The 15,229-nt window shown below is 72.2% G+C and carries 14 protein-coding genes; 9 read left to right on the forward strand and 5 right to left on the reverse strand.

Features of this window, described 5'->3' with window-relative positions:
• Positions 1-124: 124 nt before the first annotated feature.
• Positions 125-1,501 (reverse strand): aminotransferase-like domain-containing protein, encoded by a 1,377-nt coding sequence (locus VQ02_RS08350; protein WP_245239662.1) that lies wholly within the window; start codon positions 1,499-1,501, stop codon positions 125-127.
• Between the two features lie 256 nt (positions 1,502-1,757).
• On the opposite strand from VQ02_RS08350, the gene VQ02_RS08355 reads away from it, so the two are divergent.
• The 5 genes from VQ02_RS08355 (at position 1,758) to VQ02_RS08375 (ending at position 9,054) form a co-directional block, all read left to right on the forward strand.
• Positions 1,758-3,068 carry a hydroxymethylglutaryl-CoA reductase, degradative gene (locus tag VQ02_RS08355; protein ID WP_048443718.1) on the forward strand — a complete coding sequence of 437 codons (1,311 nt, stop codon included), beginning with the start codon at positions 1,758-1,760 and terminating at the stop codon, positions 3,066-3,068.
• Positions 3,069-3,329: 261 nt separating this feature from the next.
• A complete protein-coding gene (locus VQ02_RS08360) occupies positions 3,330-4,565 on the forward strand; it encodes an ABC transporter substrate-binding protein (protein ID WP_048443719.1) in 1,236 nt (411 codons plus the stop codon).
• Positions 4,562-5,458: a hydroxymethylglutaryl-CoA lyase gene (locus tag VQ02_RS08365; protein ID WP_048443720.1), complete on the forward strand. Its 897-nt coding sequence runs from the start codon at positions 4,562-4,564 to the stop codon at positions 5,456-5,458. The genes VQ02_RS08360 and VQ02_RS08365 overlap by 4 nt, the downstream gene beginning before the upstream one ends.
• Before the next feature lie 364 nt (positions 5,459-5,822).
• Positions 5,823-6,506, forward strand: a complete 684-nt coding sequence (locus tag VQ02_RS08370; RefSeq protein WP_425339885.1) for a spermidine synthase — start codon at positions 5,823-5,825, stop codon at positions 6,504-6,506.
• Between the two features lie 208 nt (positions 6,507-6,714).
• Positions 6,715-9,054: a DUF3772 domain-containing protein gene (locus tag VQ02_RS08375; RefSeq protein ID WP_048443722.1), complete on the forward strand. Its 2,340-nt coding sequence runs from the start codon at positions 6,715-6,717 to the stop codon at positions 9,052-9,054.
• A 21-nt stretch (positions 9,055-9,075) separates the two neighbouring features.
• On the opposite strand, the gene VQ02_RS36835 is transcribed toward VQ02_RS08375, so the two are convergent.
• Positions 9,076-9,228, reverse strand: a complete 153-nt coding sequence (locus tag VQ02_RS36835; protein WP_157080552.1) for a hypothetical protein — start codon at positions 9,226-9,228, stop codon at positions 9,076-9,078.
• Between the two features lie 598 nt (positions 9,229-9,826).
• On the opposite strand from VQ02_RS36835, the gene VQ02_RS08380 reads away from it, so the two are divergent.
• Together VQ02_RS08380 and VQ02_RS34660 are read left to right on the forward strand one after the other, a co-directional pair.
• Positions 9,827-10,252 carry a hypothetical protein gene (locus tag VQ02_RS08380; protein WP_048443723.1) on the forward strand — a complete coding sequence of 142 codons (426 nt, stop codon included), beginning with the start codon at positions 9,827-9,829 and terminating at the stop codon, positions 10,250-10,252.
• A 23-nt stretch (positions 10,253-10,275) separates the two neighbouring features.
• Complete coding sequence (locus VQ02_RS34660) at positions 10,276-10,791, forward strand: CC0125/CC1285 family lipoprotein (RefSeq protein WP_053080284.1); 516 nt, start codon at positions 10,276-10,278, stop codon at positions 10,789-10,791.
• Positions 10,792-10,984: 193 nt separating this feature from the next.
• Here VQ02_RS34660 and VQ02_RS36840 read toward each other — a convergent pair whose 3' ends face one another.
• Positions 10,985-11,149, reverse strand: coding sequence for a hypothetical protein (locus tag VQ02_RS36840; protein ID WP_157080553.1), 165 nt, complete (start codon positions 11,147-11,149; stop codon positions 10,985-10,987).
• Between the two features lie 381 nt (positions 11,150-11,530).
• On the opposite strand from VQ02_RS36840, the gene VQ02_RS08390 reads away from it, so the two are divergent.
• On the forward strand, positions 11,531-12,556 hold the full coding sequence (locus tag VQ02_RS08390; protein WP_048443724.1) for a helix-turn-helix domain-containing protein: 1,026 nt from the start codon (positions 11,531-11,533) through the stop codon (positions 12,554-12,556).
• Positions 12,557-12,570: 14 nt separating this feature from the next.
• Here VQ02_RS08390 and VQ02_RS08395 read toward each other — a convergent pair whose 3' ends face one another.
• Entirely contained in the window at positions 12,571-12,915 is a 345-nt protein-coding gene (locus VQ02_RS08395) for a hypothetical protein (protein WP_048443725.1), read from the reverse strand.
• A 261-nt stretch (positions 12,916-13,176) separates the two neighbouring features.
• Complete coding sequence (locus VQ02_RS08400; protein ID WP_048443726.1) at positions 13,177-13,470, reverse strand: hypothetical protein; 294 nt, start codon at positions 13,468-13,470, stop codon at positions 13,177-13,179.
• Between the two features lie 287 nt (positions 13,471-13,757).
• On the opposite strand from VQ02_RS08400, the gene VQ02_RS08405 reads away from it, so the two are divergent.
• The gene (locus VQ02_RS08405) at positions 13,758-14,933 is read left to right on the forward strand and encodes a multidrug effflux MFS transporter (protein ID WP_157080554.1); all 1,176 of its coding nucleotides are present in this window, start codon (positions 13,758-13,760) and stop codon (positions 14,931-14,933) included.
• Positions 14,934-15,229 lie beyond the last annotated feature (296 nt).

Here is a 15,229-nt window from a genome sequence, read left to right on the forward strand (position 1 = left end):
TGTACGGCATCACCTCGACCGCCATCACTCTATGCGGAATGATATCCATTTAATCCTGTGGATAAATTTATGCTCTCTTGCGTGAGCACGTCGGCGCGGCGCGACATCCGCACCGTGGCGCGAACTACGTGCCGCCGACCTCTTCGCGCATGAACCGCGCGAAGCGCGGATCGCCCAGATGGGCAACGTTGACCCGCATCATCGGAGGGCCGCCGGCCCCCTCGGGCAGGAACAGGCCGCCCGGCGCGATCAGGATGCTGCGCGACGCGGCGCGGCGCGACAGGGCGTCGAGGTCGCAGGCGTCCGGCAGGCCGCACCAGAGATAGTAGCCGCCCCGCGGCTCGCCGAAGACCGGAAGGCCGAGGCCGTGGAGGATTGCCCGGCCCTGGAGCGCCGCCGCCTCGATCCGGCCGCCGAGGCGGCGCAGGTGGCGGCGATAGCGTCCGCTCTCGATCAGGTCGTGAACGATCCGCTCGACGAACCCCGAGCTGTTGACGCTCGTCACCATCTTGAGGTCGCGCAGGGCTTCCGTGACATCGGGCCGTGCCGCGACGTAGCCGCAGCGCAGGCTGGCCGAGAGGGTCTTGGCGAAGGTGCCGACGTAGATCACCCGCTCGAGCTGGTCGAGGGCGGCGAGCCGTGGCTGCGCGGCGGGCAGCACGTCGGCGAAAGGGTCGCTCTCGACGATCCTGAGATCGAGCATGCCGGCGCGCTGGAGCAGCCGGTGGGCGACCGGCAAGGTGAGCGAGCACCCGGTCGGGTTGTGGGCGAGCGAGTGGGTGAAGAACAGCCGCGCGCCGCTGGAGCGGGCCATCGCCTCCAGGTGGGCGACGTCCGGCCCATCGGGATTGCGCCGCACCCCGACCATCCGGGCCTTGGCGAGCCGCAGCTTGCCGAACAGCGGGTAGTAGCCGGGCGAATCGACCAGCACCGGCTCGCCGGGCGCCACGAACTGGCGGATGATCAGGTCGAGGGCGTGGTTGGCGCCCGCCGTCAGCAGCACCCCGCCCGGTTCGGTGTGGATCGACCGCTCGGCAAGCAGCAGCGCGAGGCTCCGGCGCAGCGGCAGGTAGCCGTCCGGGCTGCCGTAGCTCTCGCTCGCCGCGGCGAGCGAAGGCCGCAAGGGGCGGCCGACCTCCGAGCTTTCCATCCAGGCCGGCGGCGGGCGTCCGTCGCCGACGCGCACGTCGTAGTGCCGGTTCAGCTGCTCGCGCAGCAGCCAGACGCTGTCCACTGCCTGGAGCGGGACCGGTCCCGGGGTCGCGGCCGGAGCCGGGCGGCGTCCCGAGACGTAGAAGCCCGAGCCCGGCCGGCTCTCGACCCTCCCTGAGGCGACGAGGCGCTCGTAGGCGTTGACGACGGTGTTCTTCGACACCGCGAAGGCGGAGGCCGCCGCCCGGATCGAGGGCAGGCGCTCGCCGGTGCGCAGGAGCCCGCGGTCGATCCGCTCCGTCAGCCCGGCGACCACCTGCTCGACCCGGGTTCGGGGCTCGGCCGGCACGATCGTATCCATCCGGGCGAGGGTACGGTCACTCCGGATAAGGTGCAAAGCGTTCCTTGTGGGCAGGGCACGGATGGGTACGGTGCGGGCAACGGGCAGGTTCTAACGGGCCCGGACGAGGGAGAGCGACGCCCCGGCCACCGCCCGAGGGGCCGACGCCCAAGCGGTCGGCGTCCAAGCGGTCGGCGCCCAGGGTGGCGCCCTCGTCCGGCGCGAGCGGACCGCCCGATCGCGGCGCTGATCGGCGAGACACCCCATGCAGAGCACACCCCTGGCGAACCGCACCTCGCGCATCGCCGGCTTCCACAAGAAGAGCCCGCGCGAGCGCCTCGACCTCGTCGCCGCCTTCGCGGATCTCTCCGACTCCGAGGTCGCGCACCTCGCCGAGTTCGGCAACCTCGCCCCCGACCTCGCCGACCGGCTGATCGAGAACGTCGTCGGCACGATGACCATTCCGCTCGGCATCGCCACCAACATGCGGATCGACGGCGAGGACGTGCTGATCCCGATGGCGACCGAGGAATCCTCGGTGGTGGCCGCGGTCTGCAACGCGGCGCGCCAGGTCTACGAGGACGGCTTCACCACCTCGGTCTCCGGCAACCTGATGATCGCCCAGGTGCAGGCGGTCGGGGTCAGCGATCCTCACGCGGCGCGCCTGCGCATCCTCGAGCAGCGCGAGGCGCTCCGCGCGCTCTGCGACGCCTGCGACCCGGTGCTCGTGCGCCTCGGCGGCGGCCTGCGCGACGTCGAGGTGCGGGTGCTCGACAGCTTGAGCGGCCCGATGGTGGTGACCCACCTGATCGTCGACACCCGCGACGCGATGGGAGCGAACGCCGTCAACACCATGGCGGAGGCGGTGGCGCCCCACATCGCCGGCTGGAGCGGCGGGCGCGTCTACCTGCGCATCCTCTCGAACCTCGCCGACCGGCGGCTCGCCCGCGCCCACGCGATCTGGCGCACGGACGCGATCGGCGGGCCGGAGGTGCGCGACGGCATCGTCAGCGCCTACCACCTCGCCGAGGCCGATCCCTATCGCGCCGCGACCCACAACAAGGGGATCATGAACGGGATCGACGCGGTCGTGCTCGCCACCGGCAACGACACCCGGGCGATCGAGGCAGGGGCGCACGCCTACGCGGCGCGCTCGGGCCGCTACACCAGCCTCACCCGCTACGAGGTCACGGCGTCCGGCGACCTCAGCGCCTCGATCGAGCTGCCGCTGGCGGTCGGCCTCGTCGGCGGGGCGACCAAACTCCACCCGACCGCGCAGGCCTGCCTGAAGATCCTCGGCGCGACGACGGCCGAGCGCCTGGCGCGGATCATCGCGGCGGTCGGGCTGGCGCAGAATTTTTCCGCCCTCAAGGCACTGGCCACCACAGGCATCCAGAAGGGCCACATGGCGCTCCATGCCCAGAACATCGCCATGATGGCCGGCGCGGTCGGCGAGGAGATCGAGGCGGTCGCCCGCGTGCTGGTCGAGGGCCATCGGGTGCGGCTCGACGTGGCGCAGGAGGTTCTGGCGGAGATCCGCCGGGGGTCGCGGCCTTCCGCTGACAAACCTGAATAGTCTCACTCACGGTCCCGCTTCACAGAGTCATTCCGGGACTCGCTGCAGGTGAGAGCCCGGGGTGCGAAAGGCACGCCCAGGGCCGCAGTTGGTTCTTCAGCGAAGCCGGCCGCGTTTCGCTTCGTTCTTCATGACTTGAGTATCTGGATTCCGGGCTCCGCTGCGCGGCCCCGGAATGACGATGGAGGGTGGCAACCTCGTCGAGGACTTCGAATGGTCGCCGATCCGGCGGCTGAACAACAACGAAACGGGAGGAGAACCATGCTCAAGACTACCTGCACCCGAACCGCGCGCCTCGCCGCCCGCCTGCTCGCCGGCGCTGCCCTGCTGGTCGCGGCCGGCGCCGCCCGCGCCGAGGTGACGACGGTCAAGCTCGGGGTGCTCACCGACCTCAGCGGCTTTGCCGCCGATTCCACCGGCGAAGGCTCGGTGGTCGCGGCCCGCCTCGCGGTGGAGGACTTTCGCAAGGAGCAGCCCAAGATCAAGGTCGAGGTGATCCAGTCCGATCACCAGAACAAGCCCGACATCGGCTCGGCCACCGCCCGGCGCTGGATCGCCGAGGGACAGGTCGATGCCATCCTCGACGTGCCGTTCTCCTCGGTGGCGCTCGCCGTGCAGGAGGTGGTGCGGGATTCGAAGGCAGCTTTCATCGCCTCGGGCCCCGGCACCTCGGACCTGACCGGCCCGAAATGCTCGGCCAACACCGTGCACTGGACCTACGACACCTGGGCGCTCGCCCATGGCACCGCCCTGGCGCTGGTGCGCGCCGGCAAGACCAAATGGTTCTTCCTCACCGCCGACTACGCCTTCGGCCACGCCCTCGAGGCGGATGCGGCGAGCGTGGTCAGGCAGGAGGGCGGCACGGTGGTCGGCGGCGTGCGCCACCCGACCGCGGCGGCGGACTTCTCCTCGTTCCTGCTCCAGGCGCAGGCCAGCCGGGCGCAGGTGATTGCACTCGCCAACGCGGTCGGCGACACGGTCAACTCGGTCAAGCAGGCCGCCGAGTTCGGCATCACCAGCGGCGGCCAGGACCTCGCGGCGCTGCTGATGCAGCTCTCCGACGTGCACGCGATCGGCCTCAAGGACGCGCAGGGGCTCTACCTCACGGAAGGGTTCTACTGGGACGCCAACCCGGGGACACGCGCCTTCGCCGACCGCTTCGCCCAGCAGATGAAGGGCCGCCGGCCGACCGCCAACCAGGCCGGCGTCTACGCAGGTGCCCTGGCCTACCTGCGCGCCGCGGCCGCGTCCGGCAGCACGGACGGGCGCACCGTCGTCGCCCGGATGAAGACGGAGCCGACCAACGACCCGCTGTTCGGCGAAGGTACGGTGCGCCAGGACGGCCGTCACATCCACCCGATGTACCTGTTCCAGGTGAAGACCCCGGCCGAGTCGAAGGGCCCGTTCGACTACTACAAGCTCGTGCAGACGATTCCCGCCGCCGAGGCGTTCCGGCCCCTCGCCGAGGGGCGCTGCCCGCTGGTGAAGGCGCCGTGACCCTCCCCTCTCGCGTGCGGATCGTCGAGGTCGGCCCGCGCGACGGGCTGCAGAACGAGCCCGTCCTCGTGCCGACCGCGGTCAAGGTCGGCCTGATCGAGCGCCTTCTCGCTGCGGGCCTGACGTCGATCGAGGGCGGTAGCTTCGTCTCGGCGCGTTGGGTGCCGCAGATGGCCGACACCGCCGCGGTGATGGCCCGGCTGCCGCCGAACCCGGCGGGCCGCTACACCGTGCTGGTGCCGAACCTGAAGGGGTTCGAGGCGGCGCGGGCCGCCGGCGCGGGCGAGGTCGCGATCTTCGCCTCCGCCTCCGAGGCGTTCTCGCAGGCCAACATCAACTGCTCGATCGCCGAGAGCCTCGCGCGCTTCGCTCCGGTCGCGGCGGCCGCCCGCGCCGCCGGGATCGGCTTGCGGGGCTACGTCTCCTGCGTCCTCGGCTGTCCCTACGAGGGGGCGGTGGCGCCGCAGGCCGTGGCGTCGGTGGCCCGCCGGCTCGTCGAGATCGGCTGCCGCGAGGTCTCGCTCGGCGACACGATCGGGGCCGGCGCACCGGACCAGGCGCGGGCCTGCGTCGAGACGGTGGCGGCGCTCGTGCCGCCGGAGCGGCTCGCCCTGCACTTCCACGACACCCGGGGCCTCGCGCTCGCCAACATCCGGGCCTGCCTCGACCTCGGGGTGAGCGTGGTCGATGCCGCCGTCGCGGGCCTCGGCGGCTGCCCCTACGCGGCGGGCGCCACCGGCAACGTCGCGACCGAAGGCGTGGTGGCCGACCTCGCACGCCTCGGCATCGCGACCGGGGTCGATCCTGCCCGCCTCGCCGAGGCCGGCCGCTTCGTCACCGAAGCGCTGGCCCAGGCCCGCGCCGACGCGGACCGGCCCGCGAGCACAGCGTAGGCGTCTCGGGACGGCAGGAACTCGGTCCCGGTAAGCACCTGGAAAGCAGGTGGCTGTATTGTCGCGCCTTCCCGATTCCAAAATTGTCGGGTACGCGCCGCATGGCCTCGAAACCGCAAGATCCTGAGGAAGATCCTGAGGCCGTCCCGATGCTGACCGACATCTCCTGAACCCTGTGCGCCGAGGATCCGCGGCGAGGGGCCGGAGGTTCGAATCCCTGTTGCGGCACCATTCCCTTCTTCGGACAGCCGGACGGACAGGCGCACCCCGCGCAGCGCGAAGGTGACGGCGTGCATCCCGGCGGGTTCACCTCTCACGGCAGGAGTGAAGACCGATGCGGCGTTCCCTCGCGCATGGCGCGGCCCTGGCGTCCTGGACCGAGCTCGACACCGGTCCGATTCCGGGCGGGGGCGGCTGCCTGCGCCTGGTGCGACGCGACGACGAGTACCTGATCCTGGTCGACGGGATGGAGCTGATGGGCAGCCATCGCAGCGGCTCGGAGCAGGCCCTGGCGACCATCGCGTGCGCGGCCCTGCGGGAGCGGCCCGCGCCTCGGATCCTGATCGGCGGGCTCGGCATGGGCTTCACCCCGCGGGCGGCCCTGGCCGGCCTGGGACCCGAGGCGCGGGTCGTGGTGGCGGAGCTGGTGCCGGCCGTGGTCGCCTGGGCCCGCGGGCCTCTCGCGCATGTCTTCGGCGGTTGCCTCGACGATCCCCGGGTCGAGATCCGCGAATCCGACGTCAACCGCCAGATTCAGTCCGGGCCCGGGGCATGGGACGCCATCCTGCTCGACGTCGACAACGGCCCGCGGGGCCTGGTCAGCCGGGCGAACAACCGGCTCTACGACGCCTGGGGCTTGAAGCGGGCGCGCTGGGCGCTCCGCCCGGGCGGCCTGCTTGGCGTCTGGTCCGGCTGCCCGGACCGCAAGTTCAAGGGCCGCCTGCAGCGCACGGGCTTCTCGGTCGCGGAGCACCGCATCCGCGCGGAGCGCCCCGGGCGGACCCCGCACGTGGTCTGGATCGCGATGCGCCCGCCCGCGGCGGCCTGAGGCGGGCTCTCGCGCAGGACTGCGGCGGTCTTGCGCCGCGCCGGCCCAGCACTCGCCCTCGACTGTGGCGCGCGATCGATCGACTTGGCGAGGCGACCGCCGATCCGAACCGCTTGCCTGGTCCGAATCACTTGCCGATCCGCTCGGTCGTGCTAGGCAGCCCAAGGCCACGCTTCGTGCAGGGCGCCGCCTCGAGCTGTCTCCTCCCATGCGCCTCCTCGGTTCCGCCCTCATCCGCGGCCTCGTCGCCCTCGTGCTCGCCGTCCTCGTGCTCGCCTTGGCGCTCCCGGCCGCGGCCCAGACGGAGGAGTCCCGCCGGACCGACCTGAGCGCCGGCATCGCGGCCGCCCGGGCCGAGGCGGCTCGGCTGCAGGGCGACTTCAAGGGCCTGCTCGGCGTGCGCGACCGGATCGAGGGCCTGATCGCCGACGCCAAGGCCCTGCGGCAGGATTCCGAGGCGGCGCGCGCCCGGCTCCAGGGGCAGCTCGCCGAGATCGGGCGCGCCGTCGTCCCGGAGGCCGCCAGCGCCGAGAAGCGCCAGGCCGAGGCCGAGCTGGCCCAGGCCGAGACCCGGCTGCGGCAGGACGGGCAGAACCTGCGCGCCGCCGAGGAGCTGTGGAAGAGCGTGACCGAGATGCGCCGGTCGCTGTTCGCCCGGCGCCTCCTCGCCCCCGGCCTGAGCCCCCTCTCCCCCGCCTTCTGGGGCGAGCTCCTCGACCGGGCCCTGCCGCAGGTCGACGAGAAGCTGGCGGAGCTCGGGGCGCGGGGAGCGGAGAACGGCCTGGACGACGAGGAGCTCCTCGGCGTCGCCGTGATGCTGGTCCTGGCCTTCATCCTCTACGGGATCAGCCGCTCGGCGGGATGGCGCCTGACGCGCCGCTGGCGCCGCTTCTGCGAGCGGGCCGGCATCGGCCCGCGCCGGGCGGCGGCGGTCCATGCCGTCATCGACCTCGGCGTCACGGTGGCGCCGGTGCCGGTGGCGATCGCCCTGCTGATCCTGCTCAACGAGGACATGGACCTCGCGCCGGGCAGCGTCGATTCCCTGGCGGTGCGGGTGCTGGCCGCAGCGGCCGGCGTGCTCCTCGGCACCGGCATCCTGCGGGCGATGGTCGCCCCGCGCGACCCGGCGGTCCGCCTCCTCGCCGTCGGCGACGCGGCGGCCCGCACCATCCACCGCACCGGCACCGCGATGCTGCTGGTCTACGCGCTGAACCTCGTCTTCGCCGAGTTCGCCGTCATGGCGCGCTTCCAGGTGGCGATCAGCGAGGCCGCGACGATCCTCGCCGTCCTCGCCTGCTGCGGCCTCCTCGCCGGCGCGCTCGTGCGGCTCGCCCACGGCGAGCCCCCGGGCGAGGACGCGGCGGCCGCGATGCCCGCGGCGGCTCCCGTCGGCTTCCTCGGCGCCCTGGCGCCCCTCGCCTGGGCGGTGACGGCGGCCGCCGGCGCCAGCGTGCTCGTCGGCCTCACGGCGCTCGGCGGCTTCCTGATCGGGCGCCTCATCGTCACCGGGATCCTGGTGGCGCTGGGGTGGATCGTGCTGATCTGCGTCGACGCGCTCTCGGTCGGTGCCGAGGACGTCGCCCGCTCGCCCCGGCTCGCGCGGTTCTGCCGTACCTTCTCGATCCGGCCAGAGACGCTGGCCCTAGCCTCGATCGTGACCTCGGGCCTGCTGCACGCCCTCGTGGTCGGCGCGATGGTGTTCGTGGTCATCGGCCCCTGGAACCTCGCCTACGGCGAGCTGAACCCGTTCCAGGACGCCTTCCTGGGCACCACGATCGTCGATCTGCGCGGCTGGCTCGGCGCCGCCGGCCTCGCGCTCCTCACCTTCGGGGCGGGCGTGCTGGCGACCCGGCTCGCCACCGGCTGGCTCGACCGGCGCTTCCTGCCCCACACCCGGCTCGACGCCGGCGCGCGCTACTCCGTCATCACGGTGGTGGGCTACGGCGGCCTTGCCCTGACCGTGATCGTGGCCCTCGGCCAGCTCGGCGTGAACCCGCAGAGCCTCACGGTGATCGCCGGCGCCCTCTCGGTCGGCATCGGCTTCGGCCTGCAGAGCATCGTGTCGAACTTCGTCTCGGGGCTGATCGTGCTGGCCGAGCGCCCGGTCCGGGTCGGCGACCTCGTCACCGTGAAGGGCGAGGAGGGCCGGGTGAAGAAGATCAGCGTGCGCTCCACCCTGATCGCCACCGGTGACCGCACCGACCTCGTGGTGCCGAACACCGACCTCATCACCTCGATCGTCCGCAACAAGACCCTGACGGACGACACCCAGCGCCTGCGCGTGCCCCTGATCCTCGACAAGGAGACCGACATCGAGGTGCTGCACGAGATCCTGATCAAGGTCGCGGAGCGCCACCCCAACGTCGCAGAAAACCCGGCCCCGACCGCCCTGCTGATGCGGATCGGCGAGCACGGTCTCGAGTACGAGGTGCGCTGCTTCCTGGTCGACCTCGCGGCGAGCGACACGACCCGCAGCGAGCTGAACTCGGTGTGGCTGACGCTGTTTCGCCGCGCCGGCATCAGGCTCGGCGGGCCGCCGGCGGCCTGACCCGGCGCCGGGCCGACCGCCTCAGGACGCCTTCATCATCGGCGCCGCGACCACGAGCGCGATGGCCAAGGTGAGCGCGACCGCCAGGGCCAGGGAAGCGTGGCGCCCCGCCGCAACGGAGAGCCGGCCGGCCCAACGTCTTCGAGGTGATCGTTCGAAACCTGACTTGGTCATGACGAGACTGCTTGTCGATGTGCAGGAAACCACCGGGTCGTAGCATGGGCGATGGAAGACTGCGCGACGCGTCCATGCAGAGCGTATCGAAAGACGTGCCCGTGCGTCTCAATCCGGCAGACACGGGATCGGCCGGTGCGTCTCAGGGAATGCCGGCACGTGAGCGGCGGCACCACATGTCGCACAGGCCCCCGCGCGGCGTGGCAACGCCGACGCTTCCGTAGCGGCGTTCGGACAAAAGCCAGTCGCCCTGGCCGAGGATACGAGGAACAAGGAGGCATGGACTTGCCGTCGGCCCCGCCTCGAGGTGCCGACGTCAGTTCTTAATCGAACATAAGCGGGAGTCGGGCTGCCTGATCTCGAGGCGCCTCGCGTCGGTGATAGTCGAACCAAGGTCCGCGACCCGATCATCCGTCTCGGTTCTCACGACAGTGCGTCTCAAACCGCGTCGCCGCCCTGGACAGCCGGACGCCATTGGGAAACAACCGCGTCGATCTCTCACGGCCGAGCTTGCTGGCAGGTCCGGGGATTCTCCCGACGATGTCTCCCTCCTGAACGTGGATGCGGCCGCCCGACGGTCATCTGCGCGAGCCCATTGATGCCCCTCATCGCCGCCTGCCTCAGCTTCCTCGCCCTGACTGCCTGCGGGACCGTGACCCGGGGCACCACCGAGCAGGTCACCTTCCTGTCGGAACCGCCGGGCGCCGCGATGCGCACCTCCCTCGGGCCGGGCTGCCCGGTCACGCCCTGCACCCTCGAGGTGGCCCGCAAGCAGGAATTCGTCTCCACCTTCTCGCCGCCCGGCCACGCCGACGTGCAGGTGCCGGTGACGACGAAGCTCAGCGGCTCGGGCGGCGCCAGCATGGCGGGCAACCTCGTCGCCGGCGGGCTGATCGGCGCCGGCATCGATGCCCATAACGGCACCGCCTACGACCACACGCCGAACCCCGTCATCGGCCACATGGTCCCGCTCACCTCCGCCCCGGCCGCCCGCGGCCGCCGCCGCGCCGCGCCTCAGAGCTGACAGACCCAGAAGGACACCGCCCGATGACCTCGCCGACACCCTCGACGATCGTGCGCCGCGCAGCGGCCGGCGCAGCGCTTCTCGCCGCGCTGACCACCGCCGCCTGCCAGACCTCCTACAAGAGCAACAGCAACGGCATCGGCCTGACCGGCGGGGTACGGGCCGAGGCGGTGACCCCCGACGTCTACCGCATCGAGGCCCGCGGCAACGGCTTCACCAGCAAGGGCCGGGTGCAGGACTTCGTGATGATGAAGGCGGCGGAGATCACCCTCGCCAACGGTCGCACGCACTTCATCATCACGGATTCCCGTGACGCCACCGAGCGGAACAGCTATCGCGGCCCGGCCCGCGCCGAGACCACCTGGCGGGGCGACACCCGGGTCACCACGATGACCCCTGGCTTCGTCAATACGGTGGTGCGGCCGGGGGAGGACGCCTACGTGCGGCTGCTCTCGAAGAGCGCCGGACCTCTGCCGCCGGACGCGCTCGACGCCGCCGAGGTGACGCGCGTGATCGGCCCACGCCTGCTCCAGGAATGACCCGGAGCCATCCCGATCCGGACAGGGCCGGTCCGGGGACCGGACACATCACCGCGGCCCTCGCCAGCGACGGCATCGTGCGTCCGGTCAACTCCTCCGACGATCGCCCGGCCGGTGGCCGTCGGTCCCGACAGGCTACCCGCCCTCGACATCGACGGACCCGGATCGGGACCGGCAGCGACGCCGGTGTCCACTACGCCCTGACGCCCTTCGAGGAATTCGAGTTGCGCGCCACCGCCGGCGGCATGACCTCCGGCCGCGTCACCCGCGACATCGCGGTCGGCACCCTGCAATGCGCCGTCGCCGGATCGCTCTCAGGCCCGACCGCCGGTGCCGCGGCCTTCGCGGGCGACCGCATGGCCGCCGGCCTCCAGGAGGCAGGGCTCAGGCGGTCGCCGTCGCGATGCCGCCACTGGCGTCGGACGGGTGCCGGCCGCTCGCGTCAGGCGCTCACGGCTCGATCGGGCACGCAACACGGATCATTTCCTCTCGCATCTGCGAGGACACATCTCGCATATGCAAAAAGATCCATGATCTCTGGAAGACCAGAAATAATTCCTTTTATCCATTGACGTAGAGGAGCTGTTCGAGCATCGATTCGGAGCGCGGACCATGTCGTGGCGCCGCGCTTCGGTTGCCATGCCGGCGACACCTCGGGGCCCGGCGCTCCAGGACGCCGGAGCAGCCGTGGCCTTCCGAACGTGCTGCGGGCTCCGCGCCAGCCAGCAAACTCCGACTCATGACAGACGAAGAGACGACCGACTTCAGGCTCGGCGGGCTCGAGGCCGAGCAGCAATTCGCCCTCTGGCACGACTTGGTGCAGCCGCTCTTCCGGGTCAGCCTCGAGCCCGACTCCGCGGCGGCGTTCCGGGCCGAGGTGCAGGCCGCCCCGGTCGCCGACGCGCTGCTGGTGGCAGCGACGTCGCGGGCGCAGTCCTTCGAGCGCAGCATGGGCGACGTCCGCAGCTCCGGCTGGGACCACGTCGTGGTCCAGCACTACGTCAGCGGCGGCTTCGAGGGCCTGTGCGGCGACAGCACCGTCGCGGTGGAGGCCGGAGACATCAACGTCCTCGACCTCAATCGCACCCTGCGCACGCGGGCGACGGACTTCTCCGCCCTGACGCTGATCCTGCCGCGGGACCGGCTGCCGATCGCCGCGTCGCACGACCTGCACGGACGGGCCCTCAGCCGGCGCAGCGCCCTGGCGGCGGTGACCGGGAGCCACATGCGCAGCATGGCCGAGCACGCCGCCGCCCTCACGCCCCGGGAGGCGGGCACCGCACTCGACGCGCTCTGCCTGCTGCTCTCCGGCAGCGACCTGCGGGAGGCCGATCCGCTCGTGCGCGCCGCCGCCTCCGCCAGCGTGCACGACCGGATCTGCGCCTATATCGACCGGCACCTCGACGACCCGGCCCTGAGCCCGGCGACCATCGCCGGGGCCTGCCGGGTGTCGCGGGCAACCCTGTACCGGCTGTTCGGCTTCGAGGGCGGCGTCATGGCCTACGTCGCCGGTCGCCGCCTCGACCGGGCCTTCACGGCGCTGAGCCGGCCCGATGGCGAGCGCACCACGATCGCGCAGGTGGCCTATCGCAGCGGCTTCTCGAGCGAGACGCATTTCAGCCGCTCGTTCCGGAGCCGGTTCGCGATGTCCCCGCGGGACGCCCGCCGCCTGGCCCAGGAGGGCCTGCACCCGCTCGGGACGGCGCCCGGCATGGGCCCGCGCGACTGGGTGCACATGATGCGCCGCCTGCGCGAGACCTTCTGAAGCGCGGCGGCCCGTCAGGGCAGCGCACCGATCAGCTCCTTGGCGTGGGTCATGGTGTCCGCGCAGGCCTCGGCCTTGCCGGCGCGGTCCTGCTCGCGCGCCGTAGCGATCAGGCCCCGCGCCTCGGCGATCCGCTGGGCATCCGGTCTCACCGCGGGATCGCTCGGCTGGCCCGCCGGCGGGGCGGCGAGGGCTCTCGGCGAGCCGGTCCGGGTCGGTGCCTCGCCCGTCACCGCCGCGGCGCCGGGGCTCTCGAGGCGGCGCTCGATCGTGGCGATCTGCTCCGCGCAGGACGTGGCCGCCGCCGCGGTGGCGAGGAGCGGGACCAGAATCGTTGCCCCGATCAGCGTGCCTCGCATGACGAATTCCTCCCGCCTGGGCACCGTCCCGCGCTCCGGAGCGGCCGGTGGCCGAAGGGGTCACCGATCGGGGTTACCGGTTCGATGGGACCGATGCAGAACCAAGGACCCGAGTGGGATTGCCACCGGCAGTCCCGCTCGCCGCCGCCTCCGACGGACGGTCGAGCCCGGTCAACCGCCTCCGGCGGGCTCGGTTCGCGCCGGGCAGCGCCGCACCGGTGTCGCACGCTGTCGCTCGACCGGGCCCCTCGGGCCGGTGCCTCAGGCCTCGGCCTCGCGCGCTGCCGCCAGGACCAGGCGCAGCACGTCGCGGCGCGCCTCCGGATCCGCGATCTGGTTGAAGGCACGCAGGAGTTCGATCGAGTCCCGCTCCAGCGCCCGCCCCCCGTCGAGACCGGGCGCGGCCCCGGGATCGGCGGCCGGGGCCGGATCGATCGCGCTTCCGAGGACGGCCTCGATCTCGCGCAGCCGGCGGAGCGAGAGACTTCCTCCAGGAGCGGCGTCGACGGAACGAGGGGCCAGGCGCCGGCTGGGATCGAACACGCCATCGGTCATCGGCACCTCCTGCCCCGGGTCGCGGTCACGGGCCGCTGCGACACCCGCCCCCGCAGACTTGGCACCATGGAAAGAAGATAATTTTCCAGATTGTTCGCGGACAAACAAGGTGAGCGTCGTCACCGAGATCTGATGCATGGCATGGGCATTGCCGGACGAAGCCCGGCGCGGAGCGCAAGTGCCGCCGGCGGCAAGGCCCAGCCATTCCCGACCGGCATGCCTCTCGAGGCCGGCATCGTCTTAGAGAGGAGGGATCCCCGCCCTCCGGATCATGAGCTGAGCGACCGATGACGCTGTCCCAGAGACGTTCCGGCCAAGCGTCGCTGCCCCTCCTCGTGGCCGTGACCATGACCGGAACGGTGGCCCTGCACATCTTCGTGCCGGCCCTCGCGGCGGCGGCGGCGGATCTCGGCACCACGCCGGTCGCCGCCCAGCTGACGATCACGCTCTACCTCGTCGGCCTCGCCTGCGGCCAGCTGGTCTACGGCCCGCTCTCCGACCGGTTCGGCCGCCGCCCGGTGCTGATCGCCGGATTGTCGCTCTACCTCGCGGGGCTGCTGCTCGCGATTCCCGCTCCCAGCATCGAGGTGCTGATCCTTGCCCGGGTGATGCAGTCGCTCGGGGCGTGCAGCGCGCTGGTGCTCGGGCGGGCGATGGTGCGGGACGTCTCGACCGCGGCCGACGCGGCCCGCAAGATCGCGATCCTGACCATGGCGATGACGCTGACGCCCGCCCTCGCCCCGGCGATCGGCGGACTCATCAACGGGGCCCTCGGCTGGCGGGCGGTGTTCGTGGTCCTGGCCGCGGTGGTGGCGGGCCTCGGCGCGCTGGTGGTGCTGACCCTGCCGGAGACGAACCGGCGACCGATGGCCCTGCCGGGCGTCGCCGCCGTGGCGGGCGCCTATCTGCGCCTGATGCAGGCCCCGGCCTACCGGGCCTACGTGGTCGCCGGCGCCTGCGCCGGCACCAGCCTCTACGCCTTCCTGGCGGTGGCGCCGTTCCTCCTCGTCGACCGCCTCGGCCGCTCGACGCAGGAGGTCGGGCTCGATTGCCTGATCGTCGTGGCCGGGATGGTGCTGGGCTCAGGCATCGCCGGGCGCCTGGCCGGCCGGGTGCCGATCCGGCGCGCGGCCAAGGTCGGCAACGGCATCTGCCTCGCCGCCGCCCTGGCGCTCCTGGTGGTGGATCGCACGGGGCAGCTCACGGTGGTGACGCTGCTCGCGCCGCTCGTCCTCTACGCCGTCGGCATCGGTCTCCTCGGGCCGAACGCGGTCGCGGGCCTGATGAACGTCGATCCCCACGCCGCCGGCTCCGCCTCCAGCCTCTACGGCTTCATGCAGATGGCGTTCGGCGCCCTGTTCACCCTCGCGGTCGCCTCCTGGCACGACGGCTCGGCGATGCCGGTGGCGGCGACGCTCCTCAGCGCCGCCCTGGTCGCCGCCTTCGCCCTGCGGCGGGTGTGAGCCGGCCTGTGTACGGACGTTAACCGTCTATTAACTCCGCGATTGCGGCGGCGGCCGCGCCGTGCGACCAACTCGTTAACGAAAGCTTAACGGGTGCGGGTCGGATGCGGTGCACGGGTCGCAGGAGCGGAATCGGAATCGCGCGGGCCGTGGCGGTGGTCGCCGGCCTGCTGGCCACGGTGAGCGGGGCGGGCAGCCAGACCCTGGCGGGCCTTCCGCCGGTCACGGTCCCGGCGGTCGCCGCCGGTGAGGCCCGGCCGGTCCCGGCCTGGACGGAGTTCTGCGCGCGCTATGGT

The organism is Methylobacterium variabile, from assembly GCF_001043975.1.
Classification (GTDB): Bacteria; Pseudomonadota; Alphaproteobacteria; order Rhizobiales; family Beijerinckiaceae; genus Methylobacterium; species Methylobacterium variabile.